Annotated in this window: 15 protein-coding genes; 8 read left to right on the top strand and 7 right to left on the bottom strand. The window is 70.3% G+C overall.

The window, feature by feature from the left end; genetic code table 11:
• Positions 1 to 40: 40 nt before the first annotated feature.
• The 3 genes from ACGFX9_RS12055 (at position 41) to ACGFX9_RS12045 (ending at position 2,022) form a co-directional block, all read left to right on the top strand.
• Complete coding sequence (locus tag ACGFX9_RS12055) at positions 41 to 1,024, top strand: helix-turn-helix transcriptional regulator (protein ID WP_393468907.1); 984 nt, start codon at positions 41 to 43, stop codon at positions 1,022 to 1,024.
• A gap of 62 nt (positions 1,025 to 1,086) precedes the next feature.
• Entirely contained in the window at positions 1,087 to 1,569 is a 483-nt protein-coding gene (locus ACGFX9_RS12050) for a DUF456 domain-containing protein (protein ID WP_393468904.1), read from the top strand.
• A gap of 84 nt (positions 1,570 to 1,653) precedes the next feature.
• On the top strand, positions 1,654 to 2,022 hold the full coding sequence (locus ACGFX9_RS12045; RefSeq protein WP_393468901.1) for a PPOX class F420-dependent oxidoreductase: 369 nt from the start codon (positions 1,654 to 1,656) through the stop codon (positions 2,020 to 2,022).
• 4 nt (positions 2,023 to 2,026) lie between these two features.
• Here the strand turns inward: ACGFX9_RS12045 and ACGFX9_RS12040 are convergent, their stop codons facing one another.
• Both ACGFX9_RS12040 and rsgA read right to left on the bottom strand, forming a co-directional pair.
• Positions 2,027 to 3,457 carry a bifunctional transcriptional activator/DNA repair enzyme AdaA gene (locus ACGFX9_RS12040; protein ID WP_393470415.1) on the bottom strand — a complete coding sequence of 477 codons (1,431 nt, stop codon included), beginning with the start codon at positions 3,455 to 3,457 and terminating at the stop codon, positions 2,027 to 2,029.
• A 124-nt stretch (positions 3,458 to 3,581) separates the two neighbouring features.
• Complete coding sequence (gene rsgA, locus ACGFX9_RS12035) at positions 3,582 to 4,715, bottom strand: ribosome small subunit-dependent GTPase A (protein ID WP_393468898.1); 1,134 nt, start codon at positions 4,713 to 4,715, stop codon at positions 3,582 to 3,584.
• Positions 4,716 to 5,024: 309 nt separating this feature from the next.
• Between rsgA and ACGFX9_RS12030 the strand changes: the two genes are divergently transcribed.
• From ACGFX9_RS12030 to ACGFX9_RS12020, 3 genes are all read left to right on the top strand, one after another.
• Entirely contained in the window at positions 5,025 to 5,537 is a 513-nt protein-coding gene (locus ACGFX9_RS12030) for a hypothetical protein (protein WP_393468895.1), read from the top strand.
• 131 nt (positions 5,538 to 5,668) lie between these two features.
• Complete coding sequence (locus tag ACGFX9_RS12025) at positions 5,669 to 6,436, top strand: trypsin-like peptidase domain-containing protein (RefSeq protein ID WP_393468892.1); 768 nt, start codon at positions 5,669 to 5,671, stop codon at positions 6,434 to 6,436.
• Between the two features lie 43 nt (positions 6,437 to 6,479).
• Positions 6,480 to 8,213, top strand: coding sequence for a hypothetical protein (locus ACGFX9_RS12020; protein WP_393468889.1), 1,734 nt, complete (start codon positions 6,480 to 6,482; stop codon positions 8,211 to 8,213).
• Here the strand turns inward: ACGFX9_RS12020 and ACGFX9_RS12015 are convergent.
• From ACGFX9_RS12015 to ACGFX9_RS12000, 4 genes are all read right to left on the bottom strand, one after another.
• Entirely contained in the window at positions 8,185 to 8,595 is a 411-nt protein-coding gene (locus ACGFX9_RS12015) for an NUDIX hydrolase (protein ID WP_393468886.1), read from the bottom strand. The two genes, ACGFX9_RS12020 and ACGFX9_RS12015, sit on opposite strands and share 29 nt — an antisense overlap.
• A 31-nt stretch (positions 8,596 to 8,626) precedes the next feature.
• The gene (locus tag ACGFX9_RS12010; protein ID WP_393468884.1) at positions 8,627 to 9,481 is read right to left on the bottom strand and encodes a radical SAM protein; all 855 of its coding nucleotides are present in this window, start codon (positions 9,479 to 9,481) and stop codon (positions 8,627 to 8,629) included.
• A gap of 184 nt (positions 9,482 to 9,665) precedes the next feature.
• Positions 9,666 to 10,193 carry a DUF4188 domain-containing protein gene (locus ACGFX9_RS12005; RefSeq protein WP_393468881.1) on the bottom strand — a complete coding sequence of 176 codons (528 nt, stop codon included), beginning with the start codon at positions 10,191 to 10,193 and terminating at the stop codon, positions 9,666 to 9,668.
• A gap of 110 nt (positions 10,194 to 10,303) precedes the next feature.
• Positions 10,304 to 10,909: a TetR/AcrR family transcriptional regulator gene (locus tag ACGFX9_RS12000; protein WP_393468878.1), complete on the bottom strand. Its 606-nt coding sequence runs from the start codon at positions 10,907 to 10,909 to the stop codon at positions 10,304 to 10,306.
• A gap of 234 nt (positions 10,910 to 11,143) precedes the next feature.
• Here ACGFX9_RS12000 and ACGFX9_RS11995 point away from each other — a divergent pair, with 234 nt between their 5' ends.
• Both ACGFX9_RS11995 and ACGFX9_RS11990 read left to right on the top strand, forming a co-directional pair.
• Positions 11,144 to 12,346, top strand: a complete 1,203-nt coding sequence (locus ACGFX9_RS11995) for a cytochrome P450 (RefSeq protein ID WP_393468875.1) — start codon at positions 11,144 to 11,146, stop codon at positions 12,344 to 12,346.
• A gap of 9 nt (positions 12,347 to 12,355) precedes the next feature.
• Entirely contained in the window at positions 12,356 to 12,562 is a 207-nt protein-coding gene (locus ACGFX9_RS11990) for a ferredoxin (RefSeq protein ID WP_393468872.1), read from the top strand.
• 8 nt (positions 12,563 to 12,570) lie between these two features.
• Here the strand turns inward: ACGFX9_RS11990 and ACGFX9_RS11985 are convergent, their stop codons facing one another.
• Entirely contained in the window at positions 12,571 to 15,120 is a 2,550-nt protein-coding gene (locus ACGFX9_RS11985; protein ID WP_393468869.1) for a polysaccharide lyase family 8 super-sandwich domain-containing protein, read from the bottom strand.
• Between the last annotated feature and the right edge of the window lie 95 nt (positions 15,121 to 15,215).

The following is a 15,215-nucleotide window of genomic DNA, read 5'->3' as shown; positions in this document are numbered from 1 at the left end:
GGGCGCCGTCGGAACGGATCCTGGGGAGGGGTGTCGCCGGATGCTGGCTGCGATAGGCCTGGACGAGACACACGAAGCGGCGTACCGCGCGCTGGTGTCGGTGGGCGCCGCCGATGTGCCCGATCTCGCGCGGCGGCTCACGCTGGGCGAACCGGAGACGGTGCGCGCGCTGCGCCGCCTTGAGCTGCACGGCCTCGCGGCCCAGGCGTCCGGCAAGGCGGGCCGGTGGGTGGCGGCCCCGCCCGGCGTCGCGCTCGGGGCGCTCCTGACCCAGCAGCGGCACGAACTGGAGAAGGCCGAGCTGGCGGCGAAGCTGCTGGCCGAGGAGTACCGCGCGCAGGCCGCAGAGCCCGCGGTGCACGACCTGGTCGAGGTGGTCACCGGCGCGGGCGCGGTCTCGCAGCGCTTCCTCCAGCTGCAGCTGGGCGCGAGTGACGAGGTGTGCGCGCTGGTGACCGGCAATCCGGTGGTGGTCTCCGGCATGGAGAACGTCGCGGAGGAGCAGGCCGCGGGTCGCGGCGTCAGCTACCGCGTGGTGGTCGAACGCTCCGTCCTCGCGCTCCCCACGGGTCTGCTCGAACTGTCGACGGCGATCGGCCGCGACGAACAGGTGCGCGTCGTGGACCGCGTCCCGACCAAGCTGGTGATCGCCGACGGCTCGCTCGCGATGGTCCCGCTGACCTCGCGCACGGCCGAGCCCGCCGCGCTGGTCGTGCACGCCAGCGGCCTGCTCGAATCCTTGGCGGGGCTCTTCGAGGCGGTGTGGCGGGACGCCCTTCCGCTGCGCCTCGGCGAGGGCGGCAGGTCCGTCACCGAGGACGCGCCCGAGGGCCCGGACGGCGCCGACCTGGAGATCTTGTCGCTGCTGCTGGCGGGCCTGACGGACGCGAGCGTCGCCAAGCAGCTCGATCTGGGCCTGCGGACGGTGCAGCGCCGGGTCAAGCGCCTGATGGAGCTGGCGGGCGTGACCACGCGGCTGCAGCTGGGCTGGCACGCGTACGAGCGGGGCTGGGTGGCGCGCTGAGCCTGGCCCGGGGAGCTCTGACGCGACCTGCGGTTTTCTCCCGTTTCCTGCACGCTTGACAGATGGGAGTGTGGGAACTCCTGCTGGTCGGAGTGGTACTGCTGCTCGGCATCGGCGGAGTGCTTGTTCCCGGCGTACCGGGGCCGTGGCTGGTGTGGGCCGCGGTTCTCTGGTGGGCGCTGCAGGACCCGGAGCCGGTCGCCTGGGGCGTCCTGGTGGGCGCGACCGTCCTGCTCCTGGTGGCGCAGGGCGTCCGCTGGCTGCTGCCCCCGCGACGCTTCAGGGAGAGCGGGGCCACGCGCAGGACAGCCATGTACGCGGGGGCCGGGGCGCTCGTCGGTTTCTGCGTGGTGCCGGTGATCGGGGCCTTGCCGGGATTCATCGGAGGGATCTACCTGGGTGAGCGGCTGCGGCTCGGTGGCCACGGGGAGGCGGCTACGGCGACGAGGACGGCCATGCGGGCGGGTGGGTGGAGCGTGCTGACGGAGCTGTTCACGTGCTTGTTGATCGCTGGGGCGTGGCTGGGGGCGGTGATGTGGGGCTGAGGGGGAGGATCGCCCCGGGGCGGGGAGGCGCCGGGCTGGGGGCTGCCCGCTGCTTGGCCGGGGTACGCGTGCGAGGCTCGCGGCATGACCGAATTCAGCGAGGCCGAGCGTGCGTACCTCAAGTCCCAGCGTCTGGGCCGGATGGCCAGCGTGGACGCGACGGGTCAGCCGCAGGCGAATCCTGTGGGGTTCTTCCCCCAGGACGACGGGACGATCCTGATCGGCGGGTACGCACTGGGGACCACCAAGAAGTGGCGCAATCTGCAAGGGAATCCGAAGGTGTCGCTGGTCGTGGACGATGTGGTGAGTGAGCGGCCGTGGAAAGTGCGGGGCGTTGACATCCGGGGTGACGCGGAACTCCTCACGGGGCCGCATGACTTGGGGCCTCACTTCAGCGAGGAGTTGATCCGGATTCACCCTCGGCGGATTCATAGCTGGGGCTTGGAGGACTGATTCCTCAAACGCCGGAGGGGCTATGGATAGCCCGTCCGGCGTTTGAGGACGAACTCGGCGGAGCCGGTGATGACGGCACGCAAGGCCTCCGCGCCAGAACATGCCTCATCCCATAAGACCGCCACGGCCGCCACCCCTCGCCCACCTCCACCCCCGGCAGCCCCACATCCGGATCCCCCAGCGCCCGCATCCGAATGACCGCCACAACCCCCGCGTCCAGCCCCTCCAGAGCCGAAAGCGTCGCCTCCGCCTCCTCCCGGTCCGCCCCCGCGTCAAGCCGCACCCGCCCATCCGCGAGCGCCGAAGCCAGCTCCCCCAGCGCGCCACGCTCCCCGGCAAGCGCCCCCGCCTCGGGGAAGACATGGGTGAGGGAACCGCACGCCGCGTCCAGCGCCTTCCCGTAGCGCTCCACGAGTACCGCGGCCTCCTCGCGCCCCACAAGCGCCCGCATCGCGAACTCCTCGGGATCCGCGGCGCCCGGCGACCGCAGGCCGGGCCGTGCGGCGATCAGCGGAGCGAGCCGCGCGTCGGCAGCGAGCCGCTCGTCGACGGCGTACGGATCCGCGTCGAGGTCGAAGAGCCGTCGCAGTCGCTGCACGGCGGTGGTGAGGTCGCGCAGGTCCGTCAGGTGGAGCCGCGCGTCCAGCCAGCCGCCGACCCCGTGGTCGCTCTCCTCGACGGCCACGATCCCCGTGCCGTACGGCAGCCGCAACGTACGCCGGTACGTCCGCCCGCCCCGCTCCCCGCTCACCTGCTCGACCCCGGCGACGGCCTCATCGGCGAGCAGGTCGAAGACGGCACCGGCCTGGTACGCCCCCCGGTAGGCGAGCCTCAGCGGAACCCCGGCGGCAGGGGTGGCGCGCCCGGCGGCCCCGCCCTTCGGTGCGGCGGCCCGCAGCGCGGTGGGGGTCATCGCGTACACGGCCCGGATCGTGTCGTTGAACTGCCGCACGCTGGCGAACCCCGCGGCGAAGGCGATCTCCGTGATCGGCAGCCCCGTGGTCTGGAGCAACACCCTTGCCGTGTGCGCGCGTTGGGCCCGCGCGAGGGCGACGGGGCCCGCGCCGACCTCGGCGGTGAGCTGCCGCTGGACCTGCCGGGAGCTGTAGCCGAGCCGTACGGCGAGACCGGGGACGCCCTCGCGGTCGACGACGCCGTCCCCGATCATGCGCATGGCGCGGCCCACTACATCCGCGCGTACGTTCCACTCAGCGGACCCCGGTACGGCGTCCGGGCGGCAGCGCCGGCAGGCCCGGAATCCGGAGCCCTGGGCGGCGGCGGCCGTGGTGTAGTAGCGGACGTTCTGGCGCTTGGGCGTGACGGCCGGGCAGCTGGGCCGGCAGTAGATGCCGGTGGTCTCGACGGCGAAGAAGAACTCTCCGTCGAAGCGCGCGTCGCGGCTGCGCACCGCCTCGTACCTGGTCTCTTCATCGATCACGTCTCCCAGTGTGCGGGGTCGCCACCGCTTCGGCTGGCGGAATTCGGACTCTGCGTTGTTCGACGGGGGGGCGCGCAAAGCCCCCGCCCCGCCCCTCCCCGACCTGACGGCCCCGGCAGGGTCAGCGCATCCGGCCCCGCTTGGCCTCCATCGCCGCCTTGCCTTGCGCGCCCCGCAGCTTCCACTCGCGCCGCAGGTCCGCGCGGACCCGTGCGTCCGTCTTGGCGACGATCCGCTGGTTCTCGCGGATCAGCTTGCGGTAGCTGTCGAGGCGGCGCTCCGGCAGGCTGCCGTCCTCCAGGGCCGCGAGCACCGCGCAGCCCGGCTCCGCCGTATGGGCGCAGTCCTGGAACCGGCAGTCGGCGGCCAGCTCCTCGATCTCGGAGAAGACCTGCCCGACTCCGGATCCGGCGTCGAACAGTCCGACGCCGCGCAGCCCCGGTGTGTCGATGAGGACGCCGCCGTCCGGCAGGACGAGGAGGTTGCGGGTCGTCGTGGTGTGCCGGCCCTTGCCGTCCACGTCACGCGCGGCCCTGACGTCCATGACGTCCTCGCCGACGAGCGCGTTGGCGAGCGTCGACTTGCCCGCGCCGGAGAGGCCGAGCAGGACGGACGTACCGCCGGACACGAGGGCGGCGAGAATTTCGATGCCCTCTCCGGTCGTGGCGCTGACGGGCAGGACCTGGACGCCTGGAGCCGCCGTCTGCGCGTCCTCGACCAGATAGGACAGACCCGTGACGTCCGGCACCAGGTCGGCCTTGGTGAGCACGACCACCGGCTGGGCACCCGATTCCCAGGCCAGGGCCAGGAACCGCTCGATGCGGCCCAGATCGAGTTCGACGGCGAGCGAGACCGCGATGATCGCGACGTCGACGTTGGCCGCGAGGATCTGGCCGTCGGACCGCTTGGACGAGGTCGAACGCACGAACGCGGTGCGGCGCGGCAGCAGCGTACGCACGTAGCGCGGGTCACCGCCGTCGGGGTCGACGGCGGCCCAGTCCCCCGTGCACACGACCTTCATCGGGTCGCGTGGAACGACGAACTCGGTGTCGGCGCGGATCACACCCTCGGGGGTGACGATGTCGCACTGCCCGCGGTCGACGCGCAGGACACGGCCGGGCAGCAGGCCCTGCGCCGCGTACGGGGTGAACTCGGCTTCCCAGTCCGCGTCCCAGCCGTACGGCGCGAGCGGGTCCGGGGACGAGGGAGAAGCCTGGAGAGAAGAAGAGGTAGGAGAGGCAGATGAGGAAGACAAGGGGGACCCTTCACAGGGGTGGCCCCGGCACACGCGCACGCCGATGCCGGCGTTGGCGCGCGGGAGTTGAGAGGTAGGTCAGCCGGCGACCACGGAGGTGGAATGAACGGACTTCTCGATGCGGGCAGCGCCCATCTCAACGACAGCCATCGATCACACCTCCTGGTCGGACACACAGCGGACGACGGCGACTCACCGCCGCCGTACAAGGAAGGACCCTAGCCGCGGGCCTCGGCAGGGCGCCATCTATTTTTCCGGTTCCCTCAGCGCACCACCTCCGCTTCCGGACGGAGCCGCCATGCTGGCGGAGTGACACTGAACCCGGCAACCGCGGCGATCATCGGCACGACCCTGGGAGCGGTCGCCACCATCTCCGGCGCCCTGCTCACCCAGTACTGGACGAACAAGCGCGAGCGCGAGAGCCGTGTCTGGTCGCGCTGCATGACCGTGTACGAGGAAGCCATGATCGCCGTCCACCGGCTGGGCGATCTGCGCTCGGAGTTGAGGAGGACGGGGAACTGGCCGGAGGGCACCGGCGCGGCGGTGACCGACAGCCATGTCCTCGCGGCCCGGCTGGAGATCTATGCCACGACCGAGGTTCTCGGCGCGCACTGGGCGACGTTCACGGCGATGCGCTCGTGGATCGACGCGTGGGAGGAGTGGGACAACCAGGAGGGGGACAACGCCCGGGTGTCCGAATCCGACGAACTGTGGCGGAAGTTCATCCTGTGCGTCGAGGCGTCGGAGGAGTCGGACCGCGTCTTCTGGATCACTCTGCGCAAGGAGGTGCGCGGGGGAAAGGGAGAAATACGCAGGCAGTGACCAGGTACAACTCAAGGTCCGGCAAAAGTAGTTGTGCGATTACTGCCGGTCCGGAACCCTTCGTGGCTACCATTGCATATTCCACGCGCAATGGCGCATTCGTTCTTGGGATCGGACGGGGGGACGAACCCATGACGCACCCCAAACACTTGATCCAGGTATTCCGGGGAAACCGTCGCATCGCGTCCGGCGTGCGGCTGACCAAGTACTTCGCCCTGACCGCCGCGCACCGCCTCGGAGACGACCGGGAGCAGCGCCGACGGCCTGTGGTCGTCCGGCTCTCGGACGGAAGGCGCCTGGAGGGCGAGGTGAAGGACTGCGACCTCCTCACCGACATGGCTCTCGTGAGGATCATCTTCCGTAAGGGCGAGAGCGTACCGCTGCCCGGCATCGACTTCGACGCGGCACAGCCGGGGGAATCCTGGACGGCCGCCCACCAGCCGCCGGGCAACGGTGTCGTGCTGCGGGGAACCGTGAGCCACGTATCGGTCATCTATCAGAGCACGCGCGACAACCAGGCCGTCAACTGCCACCAGCTCAGGCACGACGGTTCGTGCGGCAACGTACAGAAGTTCGCGGGCAGTCCCATCGACCGCGAGCATCCCGATCCCGACCACCCGTCGGTCGTGCTCGGCCTCCTCGTCGCCCGGCCCACCGCCACGACGGCTTCGGCGAACACGCTCTTCGCCGGGGTGATCATCGAGGCGGTGCGGCGGTTCGACTCCTTCAGGTTCCGTCCCGAGCCCTCCCAGCCGCCGTCCGAGTCCGAGCAGATCTACACGGTCCTGCAAGACCCGCAGGCGGAGGCGGCGGCCCGCAAGGACGAGACGGTCCGGGCCGGCCTGCAGCGGGCCGGGGTGTCCAGCTACGTGAACCTGCGCTGGAACCACCGGCCGTGAAGAGCACGCCGCGCGCGGGAGCGGCCCGCCTCCTGGAGGGGACATGACGACGATCGCGAACATCGGTGAGGCGCTGACGGCGGCCGAGGACGCCCTCGAAGCGCAGGGTGACGCCCGCGCGGACCTCAAGGACTCGCTCGCCGGCTACGTGAAACGCCTCACGAGCCCCGAAGCGTCGCACGAACCCCTGCGGACCACCGCCCGGCAGCACATCACGCTCGCGCAGCTCCTTCTCGCCCTGGGCATGACGGAGCGCTCATTCTCCGTCGCCGATGTGACGCTGCGCCATATGGAGCTGACCGAGGCGGACATGGAGGTGTTCGCACCCGACACCTGGAACGAACTCGGCTCGCTGCTCGCGGAGCACGACGATCTCGACCGGGCCCGCATGGTCCTCAACTACGCCTTGAACAGGGCGCAGTTGAGGGCGGCTCCCGAGCTCGCCAGGATTCTCGCCAACCTGAGCGCGGTGAGCCTGCGTGCCGGGCACCTGGAGGACGCCTCGGTCTGGGCGCAGAAGGCGGTCACCGTCCTTGGACAGTCCTACGGCGGCGATCCGGAGGCACGGCTTACCGCCGACTGGGTGCGCGTGGAGGTGGCCTCGATCCAGCGGGACACCGCTGAACTCGCCGTCGCCGTCCGCGAGTTCGCCGCGTCCGTCGACTTGTTCATCACCAGCCTCACGGACGACGACGACCCCAAGGCCATCGCGGCCCGGTCCGCGCTGGCCGAGGCGCGCTTCCAGCTGGCCAGGGCCGCGCAGGACGACGAGCGGGCCGAGGAGCAGCTCGGCGAGCTGGAGATCGCCCATCTGCGGGCGGTCGCGCTGCTCGGCTCCGACCACCAGCAGACGCTGATCGCCCAGGCCGCCCTCGCCGCCGCTGAGTACGACGCCGCCGGTGGCGCCGTGCTCAGCGCGGCGCGCAGGCAGCAGGCCGTGGCGCTGCTCGACTCGGCGACCGCCAAGGCCGCCAGGACCCTGGGCCACGACCACTCCCAGACGGTGGCCCTGCGTGCGGCGCTCGCGGACATACGGAGCGGCTCGGCCCCGCCCGACGAACTCCCGTATGACATCGAGCATGTCTACACACCTCAGGAGAGCAAGGCCCGCAACAAGGCCAAGGCGGAGGCGATCAAGCGCGAACGCAACATGATCAGGCTGGTCGCCCACGCGGGTGCGTCCTTCTTCCTGAAAGACCTCAAACGCTTCCATCCCCAGGTGGTCCACGCCCTGAACCAGGGCAGCAACTTCTACGCCATCATCAGCAGCCCCTGGAACTCCCTCGCCATGTTCACCAAACACGACGCGACGGCGGAGCGCCCCAACTCCCACAACATCATCGACATCGTCGCGGCGAGCGATTACTACGACAAGACATTCCTTCCCGTGATCGACTCCTACCGCACGCTCCAGGAGACATATCCCGGCCAGGTCGAATTGCGTCTCACCCATATCGACATACCAGGTTCGACGCTCCTCACGAAGCACAAGGGCTTCTTCGAGCCCTACATCACGTCCAACCCCGAACGCAGGACCCGGCGCAAGTTCAATGTGTTCGAGGTGGAGTTCCACAAGGACAGCAGGTATTACACGGACAGCGCGTACGAATTCGAGATCCAGTGGGAACTCGCCAGCCCCCTGGACCAGTTCGAGGCGAACGAGGACCAGCACAAGAAGGCCCTGCGGGATGCCGTGAGCGCGCAGGCCGACGACCGCTCGCTCAAGGCGACCGGGTTGCCGCGGACCGTCAAGGGAGATGGAGAGCGCCGCCCCTGACGCTGCGCAGCACCCCGGCTGATCCCACGAACAGCGGGTCGGGCAGCTCCTCCAGGTGCCAGAACTCCCAGCGCAGACAGCGCTCGGGCTCACGGACCCGGGGTTCGCCGGCGAAGTCGAGGATCTCCACGCCGACCTGCATATGGTGGTTGGCCGCCGGGTCGGGGTCGGTGACGCAGGCGACGCGCGTGCCGAGCGCGCGCAGGCCCGTCTCCTCCTCAAGCTCCCGGCAGGCGGCGCCGGTGAGGGACTCCCCCACTTCGAGGTGCCCGCCGGGCAGCCCCCAGGTGCCGTGCCCGAAGGTGTTGGCGCGCAGCCCGAGCAGCACGCGGCCACCCGCGCGGACGATCGCCTGGACTCCTACGCGTACGTGTGTCGTCATCGCGGACTCCTCATACGTGATCGCGGGCTCCTCATGCGTGCGGATTCATATCCGGGTAAGTGCCGGTGAAGTTCTCGGCGTTCCGCTCCCCGGCCACGGGTGCGCCAAGCGTCGAACCGCTTTCCGCGAGACGCTCGAAGAAGTCCCCGATACGCCGCTCACCGTTCTCGTCGATGACGACGACCTGGCAGTCGGGGTCGATGAAGAAATAGCTGCCGGTGCGCGTGCTGTTCCGGTAGACGCGAAGCGTCACGTCGCGCTCCCGGGCCGCGGCCTCGCACCGGTGGACCACGTCCTCGAATTCCTCGTCGCCGAGCGAGAGCCAACCACGGTTGTCCGCACCGTAGTTGGACTCCGACATCTGGTAGACCTTCCATACGTCGGGCAGGCATGAGTCATCGATGAGGCTCAGTACGTCGGGCGCGCCGCCGATGTTCAGGCGGGTGACGACCGTGCCGAGCTTCACCTGGACGTACCGGTGGTTCTTGCGCACCTCTTTGAGCAGCGTGAGCATCTTGTCCCGGTGCGGAGCGACGCCGGTGCGCAGGGCGCGGTGCTCCGCCGCGTCCGCGGACTCCAGGGGCAGCGCGATCCAGGAGAGGCTGGGCAGGACGCGTTCCATCGTGCGCAGTGGCGCGAGGCCGTTGGTGCTCAGTACGACCCTCGGCGAGGGGATGTCGCCCTGGGGTTGGTGCAGCGCCTCGGCCAGCTCCGCGAGATAGGAGAGCAAAGTCGGCTCACCCCCGGAAATGACGACGCCACGCACTCCCCCGTCCTTCAGCGCGGCGGCGACGCGCAGAGCGGTCTCCCTGGGCATGGAAGGAACTTCATGCCTCGGGCCGAAACAGAAGGGGCAGCTGAGGTTGCACCTTCCGATGGGCCGCATGTCAACGAAGGGGGGGATGAGCATGGGGCAGAGTCCCATACTGAGGCAGGGCTTTCATGGGATACACAAGGTTCCCTCGCCCACCGAACACCTTCCCGAGGCGTGCGTTCCGGCAAACCGCACGCCCCCCGTGGCGCGCCCGTACGCCCCGCGTGCCCCCGGCCCGGCCCCCCGCCCGTCACCGTCAGTCGTTCGGGGTGGCGCCCGTGGCCACCGCCGACGACCGATGAGCGAACCGCTTCTCCGCCCTGCGCCCCCGCTTCTCCACCGGCAGGACCCCCGTGGCCGCCGCGAGGCCGAACGGTGGCATGTCGAAGTAGATCGACTCGTACGAGCCCTCCGGCGCTATGTACGTCTCGTGCCACAGGCCCACGTGCCGGCGCGTCTTTCCGGACCGCACCTTGCGGTTGGCGATCTGCCAGGCCTTGTGGTGGACGGTTCCCGGCGACTGGGCGTAGGCATAGAGCTTCTCCTTCGACTCCCAGTACTGGACGACGTAATACGTACGGGGCGACGCGGTCAGGAGCACGCTGCCGAGCAGTCCGCGGCTCGGGTCCTTGGCGAGTTCGCGGAGCATGGCGGGCATGGACAGGAGCACCGGAAGCCAGTGGTGCACCGCCCAGAAGTGGTTGACGCGCATGCCGATGAGCAGGACCGCCACGTCTCCCTCGGCGGCGGCAGTGGTGTAGCCGGGCGTCGGCTTGGCGAACATGCGGCCTCCAGGAAAGACGGTCCACTGACGTACGCGTGATGACGCGATGCTGATGTAAGCGGTGATTACATCAGTGCGCGGCAGGAGGGTCAAGGGGCGGCACCCGCGCCCTAGTTGGCGTGGTTGGCGATTCCCAGGCCCAGCGTGTCCAGGACCCGCACGGCCAGGTCCTCCGCTCGCTCCGGCGGCAGATATCCGTCGACGATCATCTGCGACAGGCCGTAGACCAGCGCCTGCCCCGCCAGCGCCACCAGCTCCGGGTCCTCCGCGCGCAGCGTGCCCTCCCGCTGGTCCGCGCGGACGAGGCCGGCGAAGGTCTCCTCGATGCCGGAGAGCCTGGCGTCGAGTTCGGCGGGCCGCCGGGGGCCGAACACCCAGGGCTTGACCAGCTCGAAGCGGTGCGGATGGCGGATTGCGTACCGCACGAAGCCGATCCCGAAGGCACGCGTCGCCGGTCCCTCCGCCTGCGCGACGGCCTCCCGCTGCCACACCTCGTAGTCGGCCAGTACGCGTCCGGCGACGGACATCAACAGCGCCTGCCGGTCGGCGAAATGACGGAACGGCGCCCCCGGCGAGACCCCCGCGCGGCGCGCGACCTCGCGCACGCTCACTCCCGCCGGGCCACTCTCGTCGACCAGTTCGAGGGCCGCCGTGGTGAGCGCTTCGGGGAGGGAGCCGTGGTGGTAGCCGGAACGCGCTGCGGGCTTGTCCTTCATGCGTGCAGTGCTACCACACGCCGGTCGCACACCCGCCGCGCGCCCGTCGCGCACCAGTCGCACACCCGTCGGTCGGCAGCGGACGCGGACAGGTTGAGTGGAGGGGGTGATTCCGGCCAGTTCCGTCCGCGAAAAGACCTCTGATCTGGCCGGTCTTGCCGTGTACCAAGTAGATGCCCCAGGCATCCAATGGGAGGTGAAAGGGAGCCCCCACTCCGCTTGCGAGGTAGATCCATGACGGACTCAGCCGCACCCGAAGCCATCGCCTTCCCCCAGAACCGCACGTGTCCCTACCACCCGCCCGAGTCGTACGACCCCCTCCGCGAGGCCCGCCCCCTCTCCCGCGTCCAGCTGTTCGACGGGCGTTCCGTGTGGGTCGTCACCGGGCACGGGACAGCCCGCGAACTGCTCGTCGATCCACGCCTTTCCACCGACCGGGAGAACGAGGCCTTTCCCGCGCCCACCGAGCGCTTCGCCAAGGTCCGCAACCGGAGCGTCGCCCTCCTCGGCGTCGACGACCCGGTGCACAACAGGCAGCGCCGCATGCTGATCCCGAGCTTCTCGGTCAAGCGGATCGCCGCGATGCGCCCACGGATCCAGGAGACCGTCGACCTGCTCCTCGACGCCATGGCCGAGCGGGGCGCGCCGGCCGAGCTGGTCGGGGCGTTCGCGCTGCCGGTTCCGTCCATGGTGATCTGCGCCCTCCTCGGCGTGCCCTACGCCGACCACGACTTCTTCGAGGAGCGGTCGCGGCGGTTGCTGCGCGGTCCGCGCGCCGAGGACACCGAGCGGGCGCGGGACGAACTTGACGCGTACTTCCATGCGTTGATCGACCGCAAGCGGCGCGAGCCGGGGGACGGACTCCTCGACGAGCTGATCCACCGCCAGCTCGCGGAGGGTGCGCTCGACCGCGCGGAACTGGTCAGCCTGGCGACGGTCCTGCTGGTCGCGGGGCACGAGACCACGGCGAACATGATCTCCCTCGGTACGTTCACTCTCCTCCAGCATCCGGAGCAACTGGCCGAACTCCGTGCCGAGCAGGCGCTGATGCCGGCCGCGGTCGAGGAGCTGCTGCGTTTCCTGTCCATCGCGGACGGGATGCTGCGGGTGGCCAAGGAGGACATCGACATCGCGGGCAGCACCATCCGGGCGGCCGACGGCGTCGTCTTCTCCACCTCCCTCATCAACCGCGACGGCACGGCCTACGAGACGGCGGACGAGCTCGACTTCCACCGGGCGACCCGCCACCACCTCGCCTTCGGGTTCGGCATCCACCAGTGCCTGGGCCAGAACCTCGCCCGCGCCGAGATCGAGATCGCCCTGCGGACCCTCTTCGAGCGGATGCCGCGGCTCCGCCTCGCGGTGCCCGCGCGGGAGATCCCCTTCAAGCCGGGCGACACGATCCAGGGGATGCTCGAACTCCCCGTCACCTGGTAGGAGTTGGACGTGCGCGTACAGGTCGACAAGGAACGGTGCGTGGGCGCGGGCATGTGCGCGCTCACCGCTCCGAGCGTCTTCACCCAGGACGACGACGGCTTCAGCGAGGTGATCGCGGGCCGCGAGGACGGCGGCGGCGATCCCCTGGTGCGCGAGGCGGTACGGGCCTGCCCCGTGCAGGCCGTCAGCGCCGATGACTCCCCGGGGCGCGTCTGAAAAGCCCCCTAGTCGCGCAACGTCACCGTGAAGCTCCGTCCGTACGCCTGGCGGGTGTCGACGTCGATCCGGGTCCCGCCGTGGGCCCGGCTCACCCGCACCCCCTCGTCGGCCCTGACCTGGCGCAGCGAACGGCCGCGGAGCAGCACGCCCACCCTCTCCCGGTCCATCGTCGGGTCGGACACCGCCACGGTGGTATGACCGCGCCGCTCGCGCCGCACGATCACCGAGGCGGGGCCCTCGATCCGTACCCCGGCGGCCTCGTGGCGGCCCGCCGTGAAGCTGTTCGCCGCGGTCAGACCGAGGCCCGCGTGGCTGAGGGCCTGCAGCCGCACCGTGTTCGCCACGACCTTGAGCGGCTGCCCGGAGCGGTACGAACGCAAGGCCGCCTCGGCGGCGTTGGGCACCAGGGCGTAGGCCAGGGAGACAGGCCGGGCCCCGGCGGCCCGGTCCACCGTCACGCCGAGGACCGTCCGGGTCACCGCGGTGTCCGGGTTGGCGGTGCGCACGACGCGGCGGCTGCGCGTGACCTTCTCCAGGGCGACCCGGACCTTCGGGGTGTCAAGGAAGACGTAGCCGACGGAGCTGCCCTGGGTGGCGTTGGCGTACCGCAGCCACCGGAGGTCGCCCGTGCCCGCGCCTGACCACGGACGGCCGTCCCGCAGCACCCCGGTGAGGGACACCTGGTCGTCGGGCGCGGCTGTCCGCGCGTCGACCGTCGTCGTCACGGGCCGCCCCGCGCCGTCGCCCACCCCGGCCGCGAGGACGACGATCTCGTCGTCGAGCAGGAACCAGGACTTCGCCGCCGTCGCGTTCCGGTGGACGACGAAGTCCGCGGGCAGCAACGCGCGGTCCTGGTAGGCGGCGTCGCTCGACTGCACCGCTCCGGCTAAGCCGTAGGCCCCGAGGACGGCGCCACCGGAGTGCTGGTTCGTGCCGCGCGGGAAGTAGACGTACTTGTTCTGCGACTCGGAGGACGAGGTGAAGTTCAGGGGGTGGCCGGGGTTGTCGTAGTACGGCTTCCCGTAGAGGTCGGGGATCGTGCGGCGCTGCTCGACGGGCGCGGTGACGCCCGCGAGGCCGTACGGCGAGACCGTGGTGAAGTAGTCGACTCCGTACGCCTGGGTCTGGTCCTGCCCGGAGAGGTAGAGGTAGTACGCGCCGTCGCCCTGGAACCAGGGCATGAGGTTCTCGCAGTTCATGTACTCGTACTTGCTGATCCGGTCGGAGCTGCGGGCAAGGGCGAACGCGTAGCCCGGTCTGCGGTGGACGTTCCTGTCCATGGCGTTGAAAGCGACGCTGCGCGAGGCCGGGTTGAGGTCCGCGGCAGGCACCGAGGCGTCGCCGATGATGTCGGCGTAGCGCACGATGCTGACGGGTGAGACGAAGCCGGCCGGGTTGAGCGCGGCGCGCGAGGTGGCCCGGATGTGCTTCACATAGCTCTTCAGGGCGGTGGCGTCGGCGCCGCCCGCGAGCGAGGAGAGGTCGGTGACGGCCTCGACGACCACCGCGACATCGGTATAGCCGGAGTCCGTCCGTGACACCGCCCGTCCCTTGACGATCTCCATCATCCAGCCCTCGAAGATGAGCGGCGCGAAGCCGTCGCGCACCCACCCCCGCACGGTCGGCACCAGCTCCTCGCCGTGCGCGAAGCCCGTGCCGTCGAGGATCTTGAGGGTCTGTACGACGCGGGTGAGCAGGCCCTTGCCGTACGAGCCCGTGTACGCGACGGAGGCGTGCTGGATGAAGGAACCGTCGGCGTAGTAGCCGTCCGTCACCCCGTGGGCGAGGTGGTAGGGGTCGACGGTGACGAAGACCGTCAGCTGGTCGGTGAGGGCCTTGCGGATGCGGGCGTCGCCGCTCGCGCCGAGGAGCGCGCCCTGGAGGATCCGGTTGGTGGTGATGTCGGCGAGGTTGGCGCCGGTGTGGAAGCGCGAGTCGAGGTTCACGTCCCCGCCGGTGCCGTTGCGGAGGTAGGCGTCCATCGAGGTGATGTAGGTGGCGATGAGGGCGGGCCGGTAGGTCCGCACCTCGTCGGCGAGGAGCACGAGGGTCTTGCTGACGTGCTGGGAGATGCCGATCTCCCAGTTGAACCAGTTGCCGTAATAGCCCTTGGACTGGTCCCCGTAGTAGCGCTCGTGCAGCCATTCGAGGCCGTCGATCACGCGGCGCCGCACCGCGGTGTTCCCGTAGAGGTCGGAGGGGGCGGCGGGGTTCGGCGCGCGGGTGGCGAGGGCGATCTCGTACAGACGTTTGTAGGCCGTGTTGAGGTTGGCGTCGTCGGTGCCGAGCGCCAGACCGGCGAAGAGCTCGCCCTCGCCCGCGTCGTCCATCGACTTCAGGTCGGTCCGCGCGGTCTTGTCGACGGCGGCGAGCTTGGCGGCCGTCTCAGGCCGGGCATTGGACTCGGCGGTCCCGGCGAAGATGTCCACGGTGTTGGCCAGCAGCCGGGCGCTGCCCGCCTCGGCCTCGGCGGCGCTCGCCGGATGCCTGGGGATCACCGCCAGGAGACCGGCGGCCGAGAGGGCGGACAGCAGGCGTCTGCGGGTGATCTCCATGGCGACCTCCGCCGGTGAGTTGGCGTACTGGCGTTCTGGCGGGCGGAGTCAAGCAGATGGCCCGATCCGCGACAAGAGTGGGCGCTCCCCGCGCG

This window comes from Streptomyces sp. NPDC048436 (genome assembly GCF_043200355.1).
Classification (GTDB): Bacteria; Actinomycetota; Actinomycetes; order Streptomycetales; family Streptomycetaceae; genus Streptomyces.
Note: the sequence above shows the minus strand (reverse complement) of the source record. Positions and strands in the feature narration are given on the sequence as shown.

Bases quoted from the DNA above. Each gene is read 5' to 3' on its own strand.
- ACGFX9_RS12055 (WP_393468907.1), top strand. From the start codon at position 41: ATGCTGGCTGCGATAGGCCTGGACGAGACACACGAAGCGGCGTACCGC.
- ACGFX9_RS12050 (WP_393468904.1), top strand. From the start codon at position 1,087: ATGGGAGTGTGGGAACTCCTGCTGGTCGGAGTGGTACTGCTGCTCGGC.
- ACGFX9_RS12045 (WP_393468901.1), top strand. From the start codon at position 1,654: ATGACCGAATTCAGCGAGGCCGAGCGTGCGTACCTCAAGTCCCAGCGT.
- ACGFX9_RS12025 (WP_393468892.1), top strand. From the start codon at position 5,669: ATGACGCACCCCAAACACTTGATCCAGGTATTCCGGGGAAACCGTCGC.
- ACGFX9_RS12020 (WP_393468889.1), top strand. From the start codon at position 6,480: ATGACGACGATCGCGAACATCGGTGAGGCGCTGACGGCGGCCGAGGAC.
- ACGFX9_RS12015 (WP_393468886.1), bottom strand. From the start codon at position 8,595: ATGACGACACACGTACGCGTAGGAGTCCAGGCGATCGTCCGCGCGGGT.
- ACGFX9_RS12010 (WP_393468884.1), bottom strand. From the start codon at position 9,481: ATGCGGCCCATCGGAAGGTGCAACCTCAGCTGCCCCTTCTGTTTCGGC.
- ACGFX9_RS12005 (WP_393468881.1), bottom strand. From the start codon at position 10,193: ATGTTCGCCAAGCCGACGCCCGGCTACACCACTGCCGCCGCCGAGGGA.
- ACGFX9_RS12000 (WP_393468878.1), bottom strand. From the start codon at position 10,909: ATGAAGGACAAGCCCGCAGCGCGTTCCGGCTACCACCACGGCTCCCTC.
- ACGFX9_RS11995 (WP_393468875.1), top strand. From the start codon at position 11,144: ATGACGGACTCAGCCGCACCCGAAGCCATCGCCTTCCCCCAGAACCGC.
- ACGFX9_RS11985 (WP_393468869.1), bottom strand. From the start codon at position 15,120: ATGGAGATCACCCGCAGACGCCTGCTGTCCGCCCTCTCGGCCGCCGGT.